Here is a 15541-nt window from a genome sequence, read left to right as displayed (position 1 = left end):
CGTTCACAGCTCTCTTTTTTATTACATTTTTTTTACTGGAATCAGCCCGCGGGAGAGGGAAATCTGCCCGGTACGGGCGATTTCGATGATCTGGTAGTCCTCCAGCACTTCCAGGAGGGCATCGATGTGATCCTCCCGGCCGGTGAGGCGGAGTACCAGGGATTTTTTCTGTACGTCCACCACCTTGGCGTGGAACAGGTCGGCCAGGTTCGTCAGTTCCTCCCGCACCTGGGGTGTGGGGGCGCTGACCTTGATCATGGCCAGTTCATAGCTCACAAAGGGAGCGTCGTCCAGGTTCACCACCTTGATCACATCGATGAGCTTGGCCAGCTGTTTGATGGCCTGGTCCAGCTCATACCGGTCTTCCACGGAAACGACGATGTTGATCCGGGTTACGTCCGGTTCTTCCGTATAGCCGGCGTTGATGAACTCGATGTTGATGGCACGGCGGCTGATGAGTCCGGCCACATGGGTCAGCACGCCGGGTTTGTTGTCGGCCAGGATGGCCAGATGCTGTCGGATCATTGCTTGTCGCCTCCCGTTACCATTTCATCCAGTTTCTTACCGCCGGGTACCATGGGATACACGTTTTCATCCGGCGGGATGGTCACTTCCAGCAGAGCCGGTCCCTGCTGGGCAAACAGCCGGTCCAGGGCCTCTGCCAGCTGGCTTTCTTTCTCCACGGTCCAGCCGGGAACGCCCATGGAACGGGCAATACCGGCGATGGAGGGCGTGGCGGTCAGGTCGGATTCTGCAAAATGGCCATGGTAGAACATGCCCTGCCACTGGTGCACCATCCCCAGGGTGTTGTTCCGCAGCACCACCGTCTTTACGGCGATACCGTATTTGTGCAGGGTGGCAAATTCCTGGCAGTTCATCATGATGCTGCCATCTCCGGTGACCAGGACCACCGGCCGTCCCGGTTGTCCCACTTTGGCACCCAGGGCAGCGGGCAGGCCGTAGCCCATGGTCCCCAGACCGCCGGAGGAAATGAAATGGCGGGGCTGGTCCACTGGATAGAACTGGGCTGCCCACATCTGGTGCTGGCCCACATCCGTAGCCACAATGGAATCGGAGCCGGCTTTCCGGGCCAGGGCTTCCAGCACCACCTGGGGTGACAGGCCCCGTTCCGAAGAGGGACGGGTGCCTGCCGGGTGACCGGCTTTCAGTTCCTGCAGTTCCTGCCGCCAGGAGACGGTCTGCACCGCCGGGATGGGGGCTGCTTCCAGCTTCTGCCAGAAGGAGGGCAGGGACCAGCGCAAATCACCATTCACGCTGAGATCCGCGTGGACGATCTTGTTGATCTCCACCTGGTCGATGTCGAAATGGACGATCTTTGCTTTGGGGGCAAAATTCTCCACCGATCCGGTGACCCGGTCATCGAACCGGGCTCCCACGGCCAGCAGCAGATCGCATCGGGTGATGGCCATATTGGCCGTCCAGGTACCATGCATGCCGGCCATGCCCAGATTCTCCTCCCAGGTGTCCGGTACGGCGCCCTTGCCCATCAGGGTGTAGACCACCGGGGTGTGGGTGGCTTTCACCAGCTGGCGCAGGGGCTCCGTAGTGCCCGACAGGACCACACCGCCACCTACCATGAGCAGGGGCCGTTTGGCTTCCCGCAGGGCCTCCAGGGCCACTTCCACTTCCTCCTCCCGACCTTTTTCCAGGGGCTGGTAGCCCCGCAGAGAGACGGCTTCCGGATAGACATAGTCGAAGGATGTGTCAAACACATCTTTGGCCACATCCACCAGTACCGGTCCCGGCCGGCCGCTGCGGGCGATGTAGAAGGCCTCCTTCAGCACCCGGGGCAGGTCCTGCACGTCTTTCACCAGGTAATTGTGCTTGGTGATGGGGGTGGTGATCCCGGAAATATCCGCTTCCTGGAAAGAATCCCGTCCAATCAGGTGGGTGGCCACCTGGCCGCTGATCACCACCAGAGGGATGGAGTCGATGTTGGCCGTGGCGATGCCGGTGACCATGTTGCAGACACCGGGGCCGCTGGTGGCAAAACAGACGCCCACCCTGCCGGTGGCCCGGGCATATCCGTCCGCCGCATGGACGGCACCCTGTTCGTGGCCGGTGAGGATATGGGGGAACTTCATCCGGTACAGAGCATCGTACAGGCTCAGTACGGCTCCTCCAGGGTATCCGAAGACGACCTGGACCTGTTCCTTTCGTAAACTTTCAATGACGGCTTCTGCACCGGTGATCTTCATGGTTCCTCCTTTGTGAATGATGGTTGTTGGTTGGATTCATTAAGTAGAAAGGCAATCCCGCAGGATTGCCTTCCTTTGGCTGTAGACTAGTGACTAGAGACTAGTGACTGCTCCCGCCTGCTTACTCGTTCTTGTCGTTTTCATGCAGCCAGGGCATCATGCTGCGCAGTTTTTCGCCCACTTTTTCGATGGGGTGTTCGGCGTGCTGACGGCGCATGGCCAGGAAGTGGGCACGGCCGCCTGCACGGTTTTCCAGCAGCCAGTCTTTGGCGAAGGTACCGTCCTGGATGTCCTTCAGGACCTGTTTCATGGCCGCCTTGGAATCCTGGGTCACCACTTTCGGGCCGGCAGTGTAGTCACCGTATTCAGCCGTATCGGAGATGGATTTCCGCATTTTGGCCATACCGCCTTCGTACATCAGGTCCACGATCAGTTTCATTTCATGGAAGGTTTCGAAATAGGCGATTTCAGGCTGGTAGCCGGCTTCGCACAGGGTTTCGAATCCGTTGGTGATCAGCTGGCAGATGCCGCCGCACAGGACAGCCTGTTCACCGAACAGGTCGGTCTCTGTTTCTTCCTGGAAGGTGGTCTGGATCACACCGGCACGGGTGCCGCCAATGCCTCTGGCATAGGCCAGGGCCAGATCGAAGCACTTGCCCGTGGCATCCTGTTCCACTGCGAATACATCAGGTACACCGCCGCCTTCCACGAAAGTCCGGCGGACCAGATGGCCCGGTCCCTTGGGGGCTACCATGAATACGTCCACATCAGCCGGCGGGACGATCTGTTTGAAATGGACATTGAACCCATGGGCAAAAGCCAGGGCACTGCCGCTTTTCAGGTTGGGAGCGATTTCGGTTTTGTACACATCGGCCTGCTTTTCATCGGGGATCAGGACCATGGTCACATCAGCAGCCGCTACTGCTTCAGCAACGGTTTTTACCTCCAGGCCGGCGGCACGGGCTGTATCGGCGGAATGGCTGCCTTTGTACAGGCCGACGACTACTTTCACGCCGCTTTCTTTCAGGTTCAGGGCATGGGCATGACCCTGGCTGCCATAACCGATGACGGCAACGGTCTTGTCCTTCAGTACGCTCCAGTTAACGTCTTTGTCATAAAATACTTTTGCCATGGGAAACATCTCCTTTGAAAATAGAAATAAAATGGGGGCCGTGGCAGAGGGGGGTTGATCGTATAAAAAAATCCGTCCCTACTGTAAAAATAGGGACGGAAACAGTTCCGCGATACCACCCTGGTTCTCTGGCCATTGCTGGCACAAAGCACTCTGCTACGTACAATCATACGCGTTCCCACTAACGGGGGAAAACCGTCCATGCTTACTGGGGTTTCAGCAGGCTCCTGGGGGAGGATTTTCTTCTGCCTGTTCCTGCTGGCTCGCACCGGCCGCCAGCTCTCTGGAAGAAACGGAGGTAGAATACTCGTTCCCTTCATGGGATTTGCCTTATTCATTTGGGCTTGAAAAGGATGAGGTAAGTATACATTGTACAAGAACCTTTGTCAACAAAATTTTGAATCATATTTTCAAATCGCAATACATAAGCAAGAAAGTGTTACATTTTGAATAACTGATTTGAACAATGGCCTCCGGAGGATAGAAAATCCAGGGCCGGTGAGGAAAAATCTTTTATTTTTTAAACCGGTAGCCTACGCCCCATACGGTCTCGATATAGGTGGGCCTGGTGGTGGACGGTTCGATTTTTTCCCGGATCCGGTTGATGTGGACGGAAACTGTCGCTGTATCTCCCAGGGAAGTTTCACCCCAGATCCGTTCAAACAGGGTTTCTTTGCTGAAGACCACACCGGGATTTTCCGCCAGGAACAGCAGCAGAGCAAATTCCTTGTTGGGCATGGGCACTTCCCGCCCGTCCAGGAAGACCCGGTGCCCATCCCTGTCGATGGTCAGAGCGCCCCGCTGGAACACATGGGGTGCATCCTTCTTGCCGGTCAGCTGCAGGTACCGCTGCAGGTGGGCTTTGACCCGGGCCACCAGTTCGCTGGGACTGAAGGGCTTTACGATGTAGTCATCAGCTCCCAGGCCCAGCCCCCGGATCTTGTCCACGTCCTCCTGCCTGGCGGAGACCAGCAGGATGGGGATGTTCCGTGCCTCCCGCACTTTTCGGCATACCTGGAAACCATCTATGCCGGGCAGCATGATGTCCAGCAGGATCAGATCCACATCAGCCTCCAGGGCCCGTTTTTCGCCCAGGGAACCGTCGCCGACGATTTCCACAGAAAACCCGTTGGCTTCCAGATAATCCCGCTCCAGTTCTGCGATATCCATATCGTCTTCAATGATCAAGATTTTTTGCATCCATATTCTCCTTCCATGGGAATTCCATGGCAATGATCAGTCCCTGGGGCTCATTGGGGAGCGCCCGGATGGTTCCGTCCATGGTTTCTACGATTTTCCGGACCACAGCCAGTCCCAATCCGCTGCCGGCGGCTACATGGCTGCGGGCCCGGTCAGTGCGGTAGAAACTTTCGAAGATCTTGTCCAGCTGGGCAGGGGCTACCCCCTGGCCATCGTCACTGCAACGCAGTTCCACAAAGCCGGGACGGCCTGGAGCAAGGCTCAGGACGACAGAACCTGTGTGGCTTCTCCGGTATTTCCAGCTGTTGCTCAGCAGATTTTCCAGGATCCGGGCGAACTGGTCCCGGTCCAGCTGGATACAGGCCCGGGGCAGGTCGCTGTGGAACGTGACGGAAAGTCCATTCCGATTCCAGTGATCCTGCTGTTCTTCCACATAATCGGCCACGTACTGGCACAGATCCACGGTTTCCCAATGGAAAGGGACCTGATCCAGGTCCAGCTTGGAAAACAGGAACAGGGTCTGGTCCAGTCTGGCCATGCTTTCAACAGTTTCCAGGATCTTGTCCAGGTAGCGCTGCCGTTTTTCCGGAGTATCGGCAATGCCATCCTTGATCCCGGAGGCATAGCCCTGGATCTTGGTGAGGGGCGTGGCCAGGTCATGGGCGATCCCGGCCAGCAGTTCCTTTCGGCTCTGATCATACTGGATCCGCCGTTCCCGGGCCGCTTTCAATTCCGTACGGGCTTTTTCGAAGGCCCGCAGGGTATCGCCGATTTCGTCCCGGCTGTCGGCTCTTACTGGGGTATCCAGGTCTCCCCGGCTGACCTGGGTGGCCACCCGGCGCAGCTTTCCCAGGGGCTTCAGCAGCTGGGTGGCCATGATCCGGGATAGCGCCAGGCCGGCCAGGGCCGCCACCAGCAGGACCAGCAGGAAAGCACCGATGAAGCTGCCCTTGAACAGTTCCTTGGAATGCATGGAGAATGTATCATCTCTTTCTACCAGAGGATCAGCCCCGGCCACATAGACTTCTACACCGGTCCGGAGAGAGCGGTACCGGAAGGCGATCCCTCTTCCTCCCCAGCTGATGGCGCCCCGGCCTTCCGGAGTCTCCGCCTCTGCGGTCCTCCTGATTTCTTCCGGATCCTGGTTTTCTGTCACATAGAAAGGGACGCCGTTCCGGGCCAGCATGACCCGCAGTCCCTGATCCTCCAGGTGGTCACTGACCAGCAGCAGGGGGCGGGGCTTTTTGGGATTGTAGTGGTCGGCCCGGACCCGGAGACGGGTCAGCTCGAACTGGATGGACAGAGTGGGGCCACTTTCCGGCCAGATAAAGGAAAGGACGCTGCTGCGGTTCATGTTTTCCATGCCGAAGATCCAGAAAATCCCCACACTGAGCAGCATAAAGCAGAGAATGGGCGTCAGGATCATCAGATAATTGGCCGCCAGCAGCCGTTTCCGAATGGGAAGATCTTTCCAGCGCATGGTTCCACATTGCCCTGCAGGATCCAGGGCACTCCTTTCTTTTCAATGGTTTTATTATATCATTATTTGGGCAGGTTTCCTGTAAAATTGGAAACAGGTGTTTAATTGTTTACAAATATTTACCTGTTAAACGAATTTTATAAATATACGGGAAAAATCATTGACAAGTGTCCATTGACAGGATAAAATACCTCTAATTCACAATTTCACAGCATACGCCCATGAAGGGAAAGAGTAGTCCAGGAAATCTATGCAGAGACGTGGCGGAGGGTGCAAGCCATGAAGAGGCACTGTACGAAACTGGTCCCGGAGGAGACAGGCTGAACAGGGTTCCAGTAGGCCTGGACGGTATTCCCCGTTATCGGAAACGCGTATGGTTGTACGTAGTGAAGTGCCCCGGGAGCCTTCCGGGGAAACAGGGTGGTACCGCGGATTTTCCGTCCCTTTTGTGGGGCGGTTTTTTTTGTCCAAAACCGGGATCCCGATACCAGGATCCGTTTGAAAAGGAAGGGGCTCAGATACCGGAGTACCGTTGAAAAGGAGCGAGTTTGGACAGAGACAGGAAAAAGAAGGAGGTCCCTGAATGGAAATGACCGGCGCAGAAGCCATCCTTGCATGTTTGAAGGCCGAACAGATCCCTGTGGTCTTTGGGTACCCTGGAGGTGCTGTCCTGGGGCTGTACGATGCCATCTACAAAACGAAATTCCCCCACATCCTTACCGGCCATGAACAGGGGGCCATCCATGCCGCCGACGGCTATGCCCGGGCTACGGGCAAGGTGGGTGTATGCATTGCCACCAGTGGTCCGGGGGTCTGTAATATGGTCACGGGCATTGCCACGGCTCATATGGATTCCATTCCGCTGGTGATCATCAGCGGCCAGGTGGCCACCTCCCTGATTGGCCAGGACGCCTTCCAGGAGGCGGATACGGCGGGCATCACCACCTCCATCACCAAATACAATTATCTGGTGCGGCGGGTGGAGAACCTGCCCCAGGTACTGAAAGAAGCGTTCTACATTGCCCGTACCGGGCGACCGGGACCGGTACTCATCGATATCGTCACCGATGTGTTCGATGCCAGACTGGATTTCAAATACCCGGAAACCGTCCATATGCTGGGCTACCAGGGTGGCCTCCATCCCCGCTATCGTGATGTGGAGCGGGCGGCAGAAGCCCTGTGCCGGGCCCATCGGCCGGTGATCATGGCCGGAGGGGGCGTGATCCTGTCCGAGACGGCACCGGAGCTGACCCGATTGGCGGAAGAAACCGGCATCCCGGTGGTGACCACGTTGATGGGCAAGGGGGCTGTCCCTGACAGTCTGCCCCACAATCTGGGGATGCTGGGCATGCACGGCAGCTATGCGGCCAACCGGGCGGTGGCCGGCTGTGACCTGCTGCTGGCTTTCGGGGTGCGCTTCGATGAACGGTCCACGGCCAAGGCCAGCCTGTTCGCTCCGGCGGCCCGGATTGTCCACTTCAATGTGGAACCGGGGGAAATCAATAAGATCATCCCGGTACAGGTGGCCGTACCAGGGAATCTGCAGGAGTCCCTGCCCCTGCTGCGGAAACTGACAGAACCCTGGGCGGCCCAGTGTCGGGAAAGTGTTGCGCCCTGGCGGGAACAGGCAGAAGAAATGAAAAAAGAAGTGCCTTTTTCGGCCCATTGCTGCAGCGGTGGCATTTCGCCGGAAGCGGTGTTGAAGGAAGCCGCCCGACAGGCCCCGAAGGATACCATTGTGGTCACGGATGTAGGGCAGCACCAGATGTGGGCGGCCCAGTTCTTTCCGACGGATCGGCCCCGTCATTTCCTGACCTCCGGGGGCCTGGGCACCATGGGCTTCGGCCTGCCGGCAGCCCTGGGGGCCAAAGTGGGTGAACCGGACAAAACGGTCCTGCTCATTACCGGGGACGGCAGCATCCTGATGAACTGCCAGGAATTCACCACCCTGCCCACCTACGGGATCCATGTGAAGACCCTGGTCTTGCGCAACGGCCAGCTGGGTATGGTGCGCCAGCTCCAGGGCCTGTTCCGGGGCGGCCGGTATTCCCAGACGAAGCTCATCCACAAGCCATCCATGGCGGGCATCGCCCAAGCCATGGGCATCCCTTCCCGGAGCATTGACAAACCGGAAGAACTGGCAGAGGGCCTGGAGTTCCTGTTCGGGACGGAGGATTCAGCCCTTCTGGAGGTGACCATTCCGGAGGATGAACGGGTGTATCCGGTGGTGCCGGGGAGCAAAGGCCTGGATCAGATGATCCTGGGTCCTGAGGAGACGGAAGGAGGACAACCATGAAATGGCAGCATATCGCCCTTTTGGTCAATAACCGGCCGGGAGTCCTGTCCCATGTGGCAGGGCTGATCGCCCGCCGGAACATCAACATCGAATGCCTGAATGTGGGGTATACGGAAATCCCGGAAATCAGCCGGATCAACCTGGTGGTGGGTGTGGAAAGCCGTTTTCAGCTGGACCAGGCCCTGCACCAGCTGAGCCAGCTCATCGACGTGGTGAAGGTGGTCAATCTGGATGATGCACCCCTGGTCAGTTATGAGCTTACCCTGGTCAAGGTCAGTGCGCCCACGCCCCAGCTGCGGGAGGAACTGACCAATCTGGCCAACCTGTTCCACGCCAAGGTGGTGGACGTGTATCCTGAATCTCTGATTCTGCGGCTGACCGGTGGAACGGATCACATCCAGGCCCTGGAACAGATGCTGAAGCAATATCAGATCCTGGAAATCGCCACCACCGGGCAGATTGCCCTGGGACGGGGACCGAAGACCGTAAAAGGGGATCTGCTGGCAGAGCAGGAGGTCCCGAAAGGAGAAAATCATGAATCAGAATGAAAACCGGGAACCGAGCTATCGGGTCTTTGCCCATCTCACCGTCCTGCGCAGTCTCCGGAAGGATCCGGTGCTGCAGGAGCTGAGCCGGGCGGAGAAACATCCGGAACATGAGCACCATCTGGCCCGGGCCAGGGAGGCCATGCTGGAACAGGCAGAAACCCTGGGACTTTCCGGTGACCTGTGGCAGGGATATTTTCTCCATCTGCTGGCTGAAGGAAACAATCTGGCCGGAGAAGTGGTGGAAGAACAGGGCCAGGCCGGCAGCGGCATCAAGGCGGCTCTGGTGCGGGATCTGGAACAGGTGCAGCCCTTTTTCACCCTGACTGCCGGCCAGGTGTTCGGGGACCGTCTGTATGAGGTTTACCAGCCGGCCCGGGTCCGGAAGGATCCCCTGGAAGAGCGGCTGGGGAAACAACTTGCCGCAGCTACCAGTGCCGCCCAGCAGGCAGAGCTGCTGCTGCAGCATTACCAGCGGTACGGCCGGGGCGAACTGGCCCGGTATGAAGCCTTCTGCCTGGATCGGAAGGGACGGTTCCAGGGGATCCCGGACTTTCCCCATTACGCCTGGGACGACATCCTGGGGTACCAGGACCAGAAGGAACAGCTGCTGGCCAATACCCGGCAGTTCATGGCCGGCCGGGGATGCAATAATGTGCTTTCCACCGGCAGCCGGGGCACCGGGAAATCCACGTCCATCAAAGCCCTGATCCCGTTGTTCAGTGCCCAGGGACTGCGTCTGGTACAGATCAGGCGGGATGAGCTGCATTTGCTGGCCCGGGCCATGGAACGGGCAGGGAAGATCCGCAGCCACCGATTCCTGTTCTTTTTTGACGACCTGTCCTTTGATGAAAATGAAAAGGAGTACAAATACCTGAAAAGTGCCATTGACGGAGGCGCCGCTCCGCAGCCGGACAATGTGCTGCTGTGTGCCACAAGCAACCGGCGCCATCTGTTGAAGGAAACCTGGGCGGAACGCAGCGATGAGCCGGAGGCAGAGGTGTACCGGGAAGATGCGGACAACGAGTCCATCTCGCTGTCGGACCGGTTCGGTCTGATCCTCCATTTCGGGGCGCCCACCCAGCAGGAATACCTGGCCATCATCGACCACGAGCTGCAGAAAGAGGGCGTGAAGCTGCCGCCGGAGGAACTGCGGGTTCTGGGCGTGCGCTGGGAAATGGAACATTCCGGCCGCAACGGCCGTATCGCCAAACAATTCGTCCAGTGGTACCTGGGAAACCACTGAAAAAGGCGCTGTGAAAAAATCATCCACAGCGCCTTTATTTCGCTAGCGTGAGCTGGCTTCCATCGGCTAGTGACTAGAGACTAGTGACTAGTGACGGGGTGTGAAAAAGCATTTTTCACACCCCCCTTTTCTCTTTCAGCCCTTTCGTGCCCATACGGCCCAGCGGCCTCCTTCCCCCACCTTATGCCAGTGGCCCGGCAGGGTCCTGAGGAATTCCTTCTGGCTGCTTCCATCCACCAGGACCAGCATATGGCCCTCTTGGGGCAGATCTTCTATGGCCTGGAAGGGCATCATGTTCTTGGCATTCCAGCTGATCCCATCCGGCCGCATTTCCGCCAGCCGTTCCCGGGTCACCAGGCGGGGAGCGGGGATGCCGCTGTACCAGGTAAAGGAAACGGGGTAACGGCCTCCGTAGACATAGACCGGCACAGAAGGGAGACGGTATACCTTGACGAGCTGGGCCACGTCCCAGGCAGAGGCCTGGCGGCACAGAGGCACGGCCACGGTGTGGGCCAGGACCAGGAAGACCAGGGCCAGCCCGGCGGCCAGCCGTTTGGCCCAGTATTCCGCCTGGAGGGTGTCCAGGCTGGCAGCCAGCCCCATGGCAAGAGGCGGCAGACAGGGAAAGGTGTAGGTGGGGTATTTGGTGGCCATACATTCAAAGAAGAACCAGGTCACAGCAACCCACAGGAAGAGAAACCGCTGGCGGTCATCCAGACTCTGCCAGAAAATATGGCGGTGGAAACGGATCCGCAGGGTTTTTCCGTATTTTTTCCAGAGCCAGGGCAGGCTCAGGCTCCAGGGAAAACAGCCGATGAGGAAAATCAGGAAATAGTACCACCAGGTATTGTTCCGGGGATGTTCGGATACGGTGGCCCGGAGGATGTTGTGGACTCCGATGAACCCTTCCAGGAAGGCACTGCCGTGGAGCTGTACCATGGGACCATACCACAGGGCGGCGATGGACAGGGAAAGAAGGAGGCCCCGGCACAGCTTCATGTGGAACAGGGTATGGCTGTCCCGGTTGCCCAGCAGATACGCCAGGATGATCAGACCGGGGAGCACCAGGCCGATGGGCCCTTTGGTCAGGATGGCGAGACCCGCCAGGAGATAGGCTCCGTAATAGAGCCGGGGCCGCTGCCCGGTCCTGGCCACATAGAACAGCATCAGGGCACCGTCCATGACGACAAAAAGCGTCATGTCGGTGATGACAGCCTTGGCCAGGTAGAAATATTCCACTGTGGTGGCCATGATGAGGCCGCTGAGGAAACCAGTTTTGCGATTATACAGTTTCTGGGCAAACCAGTAGGTCTGGAGGACTCCGATGGTGCCGAAGACCGCGGGAAAGAAACGGGCTGCAAAGGGTGTTTCCCCGAAGAGCCGGAAGGCTGCCAACAGCTCTCCGTAGAACAGCCAGGGTTTGTCATACCAGTAGTTTCCGTAGATCCGGGGTGACAGCCAGTCCCCGGAAGCCAGCATTTCTCCGGCAGTCAGGGCATAGTTGGATTCCACCGGGTCCGTGATCAGAAGCTGTCCGTTGGCGGAAAAGAACAGCAGCAGGCTCAGCAGGCCCAACAGAAAGGCGGGCCAGTGCCGGTGATAGAATTTCAGCAGCGGACTGCGGTCATTTTCCCAGTATTCCATCTTCCATCCTCCCCTGTTTCAGTTGTCACCAGTATAAGGAAGAACCTTAAAGAAAGAATAAACAGAATGGAAGAAATGATTAAAAATTTTCTATGGAAACCTGTACTAAAGTACAGTGCGAACAGGTGTCAATTCAGGTTCTATAATAAATGTTGGGGTCTTGTGGACACTCCTGTTCACAAGACCCCTTGTCTTACGATAAAATAAAGACATATCTAAGCTACATTTCACCTCAACCACCACGAAGAACTGAAAGGAGAATAGATATGTCTTTCTTTCATTTTATCGAAAAAAGCTTCCATTGGGAAGAGGGTTCCATAAAAGAATTTGAAAAATTGGGATCCAGCCTCCTCCTTTACGTGGAATTCACTTCTACAGCTTCTCGTTGCCCCTACTGTCATCATAAAATTCTTCATATTAAGGACTATCGGGACCAAAAAGTCCTCTTAGGGCACTGGAACACCCATCCTGTTTCTGCTATTGTTCATAAAAGAAGATTTTTTTGCCCTTGCTGCCATAAGACATTTTATGAAAAAATTCCTGGCGTCGAGCATTACCAGCGGCGTTCTAACGATGTAAAGAACAGCATCATCCAAGCCTGTTCTGAACTGGCGAGCTTTAAAGCTATTGCCAGAAGCCATGGTGTCTCTGTTTCCACCGTAATCCGGTATTTTGATGGACTTACTTTTAAAAGGCCTCTCCATCTGCCTGAAGTTCTTTCTTTAGACGAATTTCGTGGGAACGCTCATGGGCAAAGATACCAGGTCGCTGTGAATGACCCTCAGCGTCATGAAACTCTCGATATTTTGCCAAAGAGGACAGCGCTGGAATTGATTCGTTATTTTAGCCAATTTTCAAGAGCAGAGCGATTGAAAGTAAAATTTGTCGTAATGGACCTTTCGTCACTTTTCCGCAAGGTCATCAGAGCGATGTTTCCTGGTGCAACAATTATTGGTGACCGATTCCACATACAGAGACTGGTCATTTGGGCGCTTGAACGGGTTAGGAAAAATGTACAAAAGTTATTCGACGAAAAAAGAATTTATTTCAAGAGAAACAAACATATCTTGAACAAGAGGGGTGATCGTCTGACAGAAGAAGAACTGGCCAGCCTTCGGGAAATCTTGAAGCAGTCTTCAGAATTACAGAGAGCCTATGCCTTAAAAGAGGCATTCTTTAAGGTGTTTTCTATGAAAGAACGGTCTGCTGTTGCTTCATTCTTATCTCGTTGGTTATCATTAGTCGAAGAAAGTGGGGTTGAAGAATTCAAGAGTGTTATAAAGACGTTCACTGATTGGAAGACAGAGATTTTGGAAGGATTGAGTCAAGCGTATTCGAATGGTTTTACGGAAGGAATGAACAATAAGATTAAGGTGTTAAAGAGAGTAGCATTTGGTTTTCGCAACTTTGAACGATTCCGTTCTCGGATTTTACTGCTTTCGATGGTGAAATTAAAATAAAAACAGACGTGAGCAAAAATCGCTCACGTCCGTGTGTGGTAGATGAATTGGAGCTTACCCCAACATTTGACAAAGAACCTCAATTCATGCTATAATCAATAAAACCCAACAGAAGAAAAGAAAGGAGAAAGGAAACAACTCAAAATTAACAGAAAATTCCGCGAACAATACCATCTTCCACAGGAAAAGAAAGAAGGATAGAAGCCAGGAGGTGGCCTGTATGAACAGAATTTTCAAGGTTGTATGGAACAAGGCAAGAAACAGCTGGATGGTGGGATCGGAACTGATTTCCGCCTGCTCCGGCTGCCATCCATTATTTCAGTGTGAAGCCGGAAAATGGCAATCGGGACAAGAATTACTTCAATGACGGCGCTGTCGGGACCGATTCCCTGGCCGTCGGCGCCGGGGCTCATGCGGATGGAACCATGGGGGCTACGGCCCTGGGCAATGATGCCTACGCAGAGGGAGAACGGGCGCTGGCCATCGGGAGCGGCTCCCGGGCCATTGGGCTGGACGCCATTGCCATCGGTACGGGAAGCCAGGGGGAAGCCAATGGGACCAATGCCATCGCCATCGGGGAACAGACCCTTGCCAGAGGCATGTATACCACGGCTGTGGGAAGCTATTCCGAAGCCACCGCCCAAGGGGCCGTGGCCCTGGGCCAGCAGGCCAAGAGCAAAGGAGAAATCAGCACCAGCATCGGCATCATGGCCAATGGCATGGGCGAAGGCGGAACGGCCGGGGATCATTCCACGGCCGTAGGGGCCTATTCTGAATCTTCCGGAGTGGCTTCCACCGCCCTGGGTGGTTTCAGCAAAGCCACTGAAAAATTTGCCACTTCCCTGGGTTATGCCAGCGAATCTGGCCTTCGGGGCACGGCCGTAGGGGCTGCCAGCCAGGTCACGGGAGAAGGTGGTACGGCGGCAGGGTTCTTGAGCAGCGCTTCTGCTCCGGGATCCGTGGCGCTGGGTATGAGTTCCGTGGCTGACCGGGAAGCAGGCTGGCAGGGATACCATCCGGTGTATGGCCAGATGCAGGACGTTTCTCCTGCCTGGCAGTCCTCCTGGGGGGCAGTTTCTGTAGGGGCCGGACCTTCCCAGGATGAAGATGGCCGGACGATTCCCCAGCGGACACGGCAGATCATCAACCTGGCCGCCGGGACGGAAGATACGGACGCTGTGAACGTGGCCCAGCTGAAGGAAGCCATGAGCGATGCCCGGATCTCCATCCATGCCGGTGAAGGGATCATTGTGGAAAAAATGGGAACGGAGTACACGATTAAGGCCAATCTGAACGGATTGAGCAACGAACACGGAACGGTACACATCCTGTCCAATCCGGAAGAATTCCCTGATAATCGGGAGCAGCCGGATGCGTCTCCCGATCAGCCTCATCCAGTCCCCAGACCGGCTCCCCGGCGGGTGGCGGCAGAACAGCCGGAAGTGGAGGACGGCGGACCGGTCCATGTAGGCTATGTGTCCAATGAAGTGGAGTTTGCCACGGATGATGGGAATACGGCCCGGCTCAACGACGGAGGGACTGTCAATGTACTGGGCGGGGACAATATCCATACGGCTTCCAGCTCTACTACAAATGACAATGGCCAAACCGTGGGTAATATCCATATCCATCTGGACAAGGATATCCGGGTAGACAGCGTGAGCATCGGGGAAAAGGGTCCGGTGTTGAATGGAAAGGGCATGGATATGAAGGGGTTGTCCATTACCGGACTGGCACCGGGAGAAGTGTCGGCCACTTCCATGGATGCCGTGAACGGCAGCCAGCTCCACGCCACCAACCAGATGGTCCAGGAGAACCGGCAGAACATCACCCAGCTGGGGAATTCCCTGAACAAGCTGGACGCTCGGGTGAACCGGGTGGGAGCCGGAGCAGCCGCACTGGCAGCTCTCCAGCCACTGGATTTTGACCCCGATGACAAATGGGACTTCGCCGCCGGGTACGGAAATTATGCCGGTGCCCATGCGGTAGCCATCGGAGCCTACTACCGGCCGACGGAAGATATGATGTTCAGTGTGGGCGGCTCCTTCGGCGGAGGAGAAAATATGGTGAACGCCGGAGTGACCTTCAAACTGGGCCAGGGGAACCATGTGACCACTTCCCGGGTGGCCATGGCCAAAGAAATCAGCCTCCTGCGCAGCAATGTGGATGAACTGAAAGCCATCGTCAGCCGCCAGAGTGCCCTGATCGATCAGCTGACAGCCAAAGGACGGTAAGGAAAAAGGCGCTGTGAAAAATCATTCACAGCGCCTTTATTTCGCTAGCGTCAGCTGGCTTCCATCGGCTAGTGACTAGAGACTA

The 15541-nt window shown here is 56.3% G+C and carries 12 protein-coding genes and 2 other annotated features; of the genes, 6 read left to right on the top strand and 6 right to left on the bottom strand.

The genetic code is table 11. From position 1 onward, the window contains the following. Positions 1-21: 21 nt before the first annotated feature. From ilvN (BQ5462_RS03580) to BQ5462_RS03560, 5 genes are all read right to left on the bottom strand, one after another. Positions 22-525: an acetolactate synthase small subunit gene (ilvN, locus tag BQ5462_RS03580; RefSeq protein ID WP_071142045.1), complete on the bottom strand. Its 504-nt coding sequence runs from the start codon at positions 523-525 to the stop codon at positions 22-24. Then, positions 522-2219 carry a biosynthetic-type acetolactate synthase large subunit gene (gene ilvB, locus BQ5462_RS03575; protein ID WP_071142044.1) on the bottom strand — a complete coding sequence of 566 codons (1698 nt, stop codon included), beginning with the start codon at positions 2217-2219 and terminating at the stop codon, positions 522-524. The genes ilvN (BQ5462_RS03580) and ilvB (BQ5462_RS03575) overlap by 4 nt, the downstream gene beginning before the upstream one ends. A 121-nt stretch (positions 2220-2340) precedes the next feature. After that, on the bottom strand, positions 2341-3351 hold the full coding sequence (ilvC, locus tag BQ5462_RS03570) for a ketol-acid reductoisomerase (RefSeq protein WP_071142043.1): 1011 nt from the start codon (positions 3349-3351) through the stop codon (positions 2341-2343). 88 nt (positions 3352-3439) lie between these two features. Further along, positions 3440-3680 (bottom strand) — a binding site (T-box leader). 184 nt (positions 3681-3864) lie between these two features. After that, positions 3865-4551: a response regulator transcription factor gene (locus tag BQ5462_RS03565; protein ID WP_071142042.1), complete on the bottom strand. Its 687-nt coding sequence runs from the start codon at positions 4549-4551 to the stop codon at positions 3865-3867. Further along, on the bottom strand, positions 4529-6031 hold the full coding sequence (locus BQ5462_RS03560) for a sensor histidine kinase (protein ID WP_071142041.1): 1503 nt from the start codon (positions 6029-6031) through the stop codon (positions 4529-4531). Before BQ5462_RS03560 ends, BQ5462_RS03565 begins: the two co-directional genes overlap by 23 nt. A 212-nt stretch (positions 6032-6243) precedes the next feature. Then, positions 6244-6479 (top strand) — a binding site (T-box leader). A gap of 135 nt (positions 6480-6614) precedes the next feature. Here BQ5462_RS03560 and ilvB (BQ5462_RS03555) point away from each other — a divergent pair. Genes ilvB (BQ5462_RS03555) through BQ5462_RS03545 form a run of 3 tightly spaced genes read left to right on the top strand, consistent with a single transcriptional unit; the run spans position 6615 to position 10118 of the window. Further along, complete coding sequence (gene ilvB / locus BQ5462_RS03555) at positions 6615-8327, top strand: biosynthetic-type acetolactate synthase large subunit (protein ID WP_071142040.1); 1713 nt, start codon at positions 6615-6617, stop codon at positions 8325-8327. After that, positions 8324-8875: an acetolactate synthase small subunit gene (gene ilvN, locus BQ5462_RS03550; RefSeq protein WP_071142039.1), complete on the top strand. Its 552-nt coding sequence runs from the start codon at positions 8324-8326 to the stop codon at positions 8873-8875. The genes ilvB (BQ5462_RS03555) and ilvN (BQ5462_RS03550) overlap by 4 nt, the downstream gene beginning before the upstream one ends. Next, positions 8862-10118 (top strand): ATP-binding protein, encoded by a 1257-nt coding sequence (locus BQ5462_RS03545; protein WP_071142038.1) that lies wholly within the window; start codon positions 8862-8864, stop codon positions 10116-10118. The genes ilvN (BQ5462_RS03550) and BQ5462_RS03545 overlap by 14 nt, the downstream gene beginning before the upstream one ends. Before the next feature lie 135 nt (positions 10119-10253). On the opposite strand, the gene BQ5462_RS03540 is transcribed toward BQ5462_RS03545, so the two are convergent. Beyond that, complete coding sequence (locus tag BQ5462_RS03540; protein ID WP_071142037.1) at positions 10254-11762, bottom strand: ArnT family glycosyltransferase; 1509 nt, start codon at positions 11760-11762, stop codon at positions 10254-10256. 266 nt (positions 11763-12028) lie between these two features. Between BQ5462_RS03540 and BQ5462_RS03535 the strand changes: the two genes are divergently transcribed. From BQ5462_RS03535 to BQ5462_RS03530, 3 genes are all read left to right on the top strand, one after another. Further along, positions 12029-13222, top strand: a complete 1194-nt coding sequence (locus BQ5462_RS03535; RefSeq protein ID WP_071141821.1) for an ISL3 family transposase — start codon at positions 12029-12031, stop codon at positions 13220-13222. A gap of 220 nt (positions 13223-13442) precedes the next feature. After that, a complete protein-coding gene (locus tag BQ5462_RS11020; RefSeq protein ID WP_083378055.1) occupies positions 13443-13589 on the top strand; it encodes an ESPR domain-containing protein in 147 nt (48 codons plus the stop codon). Then, a complete protein-coding gene (locus BQ5462_RS03530) occupies positions 13546-15456 on the top strand; it encodes a YadA-like family protein (RefSeq protein WP_071142036.1) in 1911 nt (636 codons plus the stop codon). The genes BQ5462_RS11020 and BQ5462_RS03530 overlap by 44 nt, the downstream gene beginning before the upstream one ends. Positions 15457-15541 lie beyond the last annotated feature (85 nt).

It is taken from the genome of Acidaminococcus timonensis, from assembly GCF_900106585.1.
Classification (GTDB): Bacteria; Bacillota; Negativicutes; order Acidaminococcales; family Acidaminococcaceae; genus Acidaminococcus; species Acidaminococcus timonensis.
Note: the sequence above shows the minus strand (reverse complement) of the source record. Positions and strands in the feature narration are given on the sequence as shown.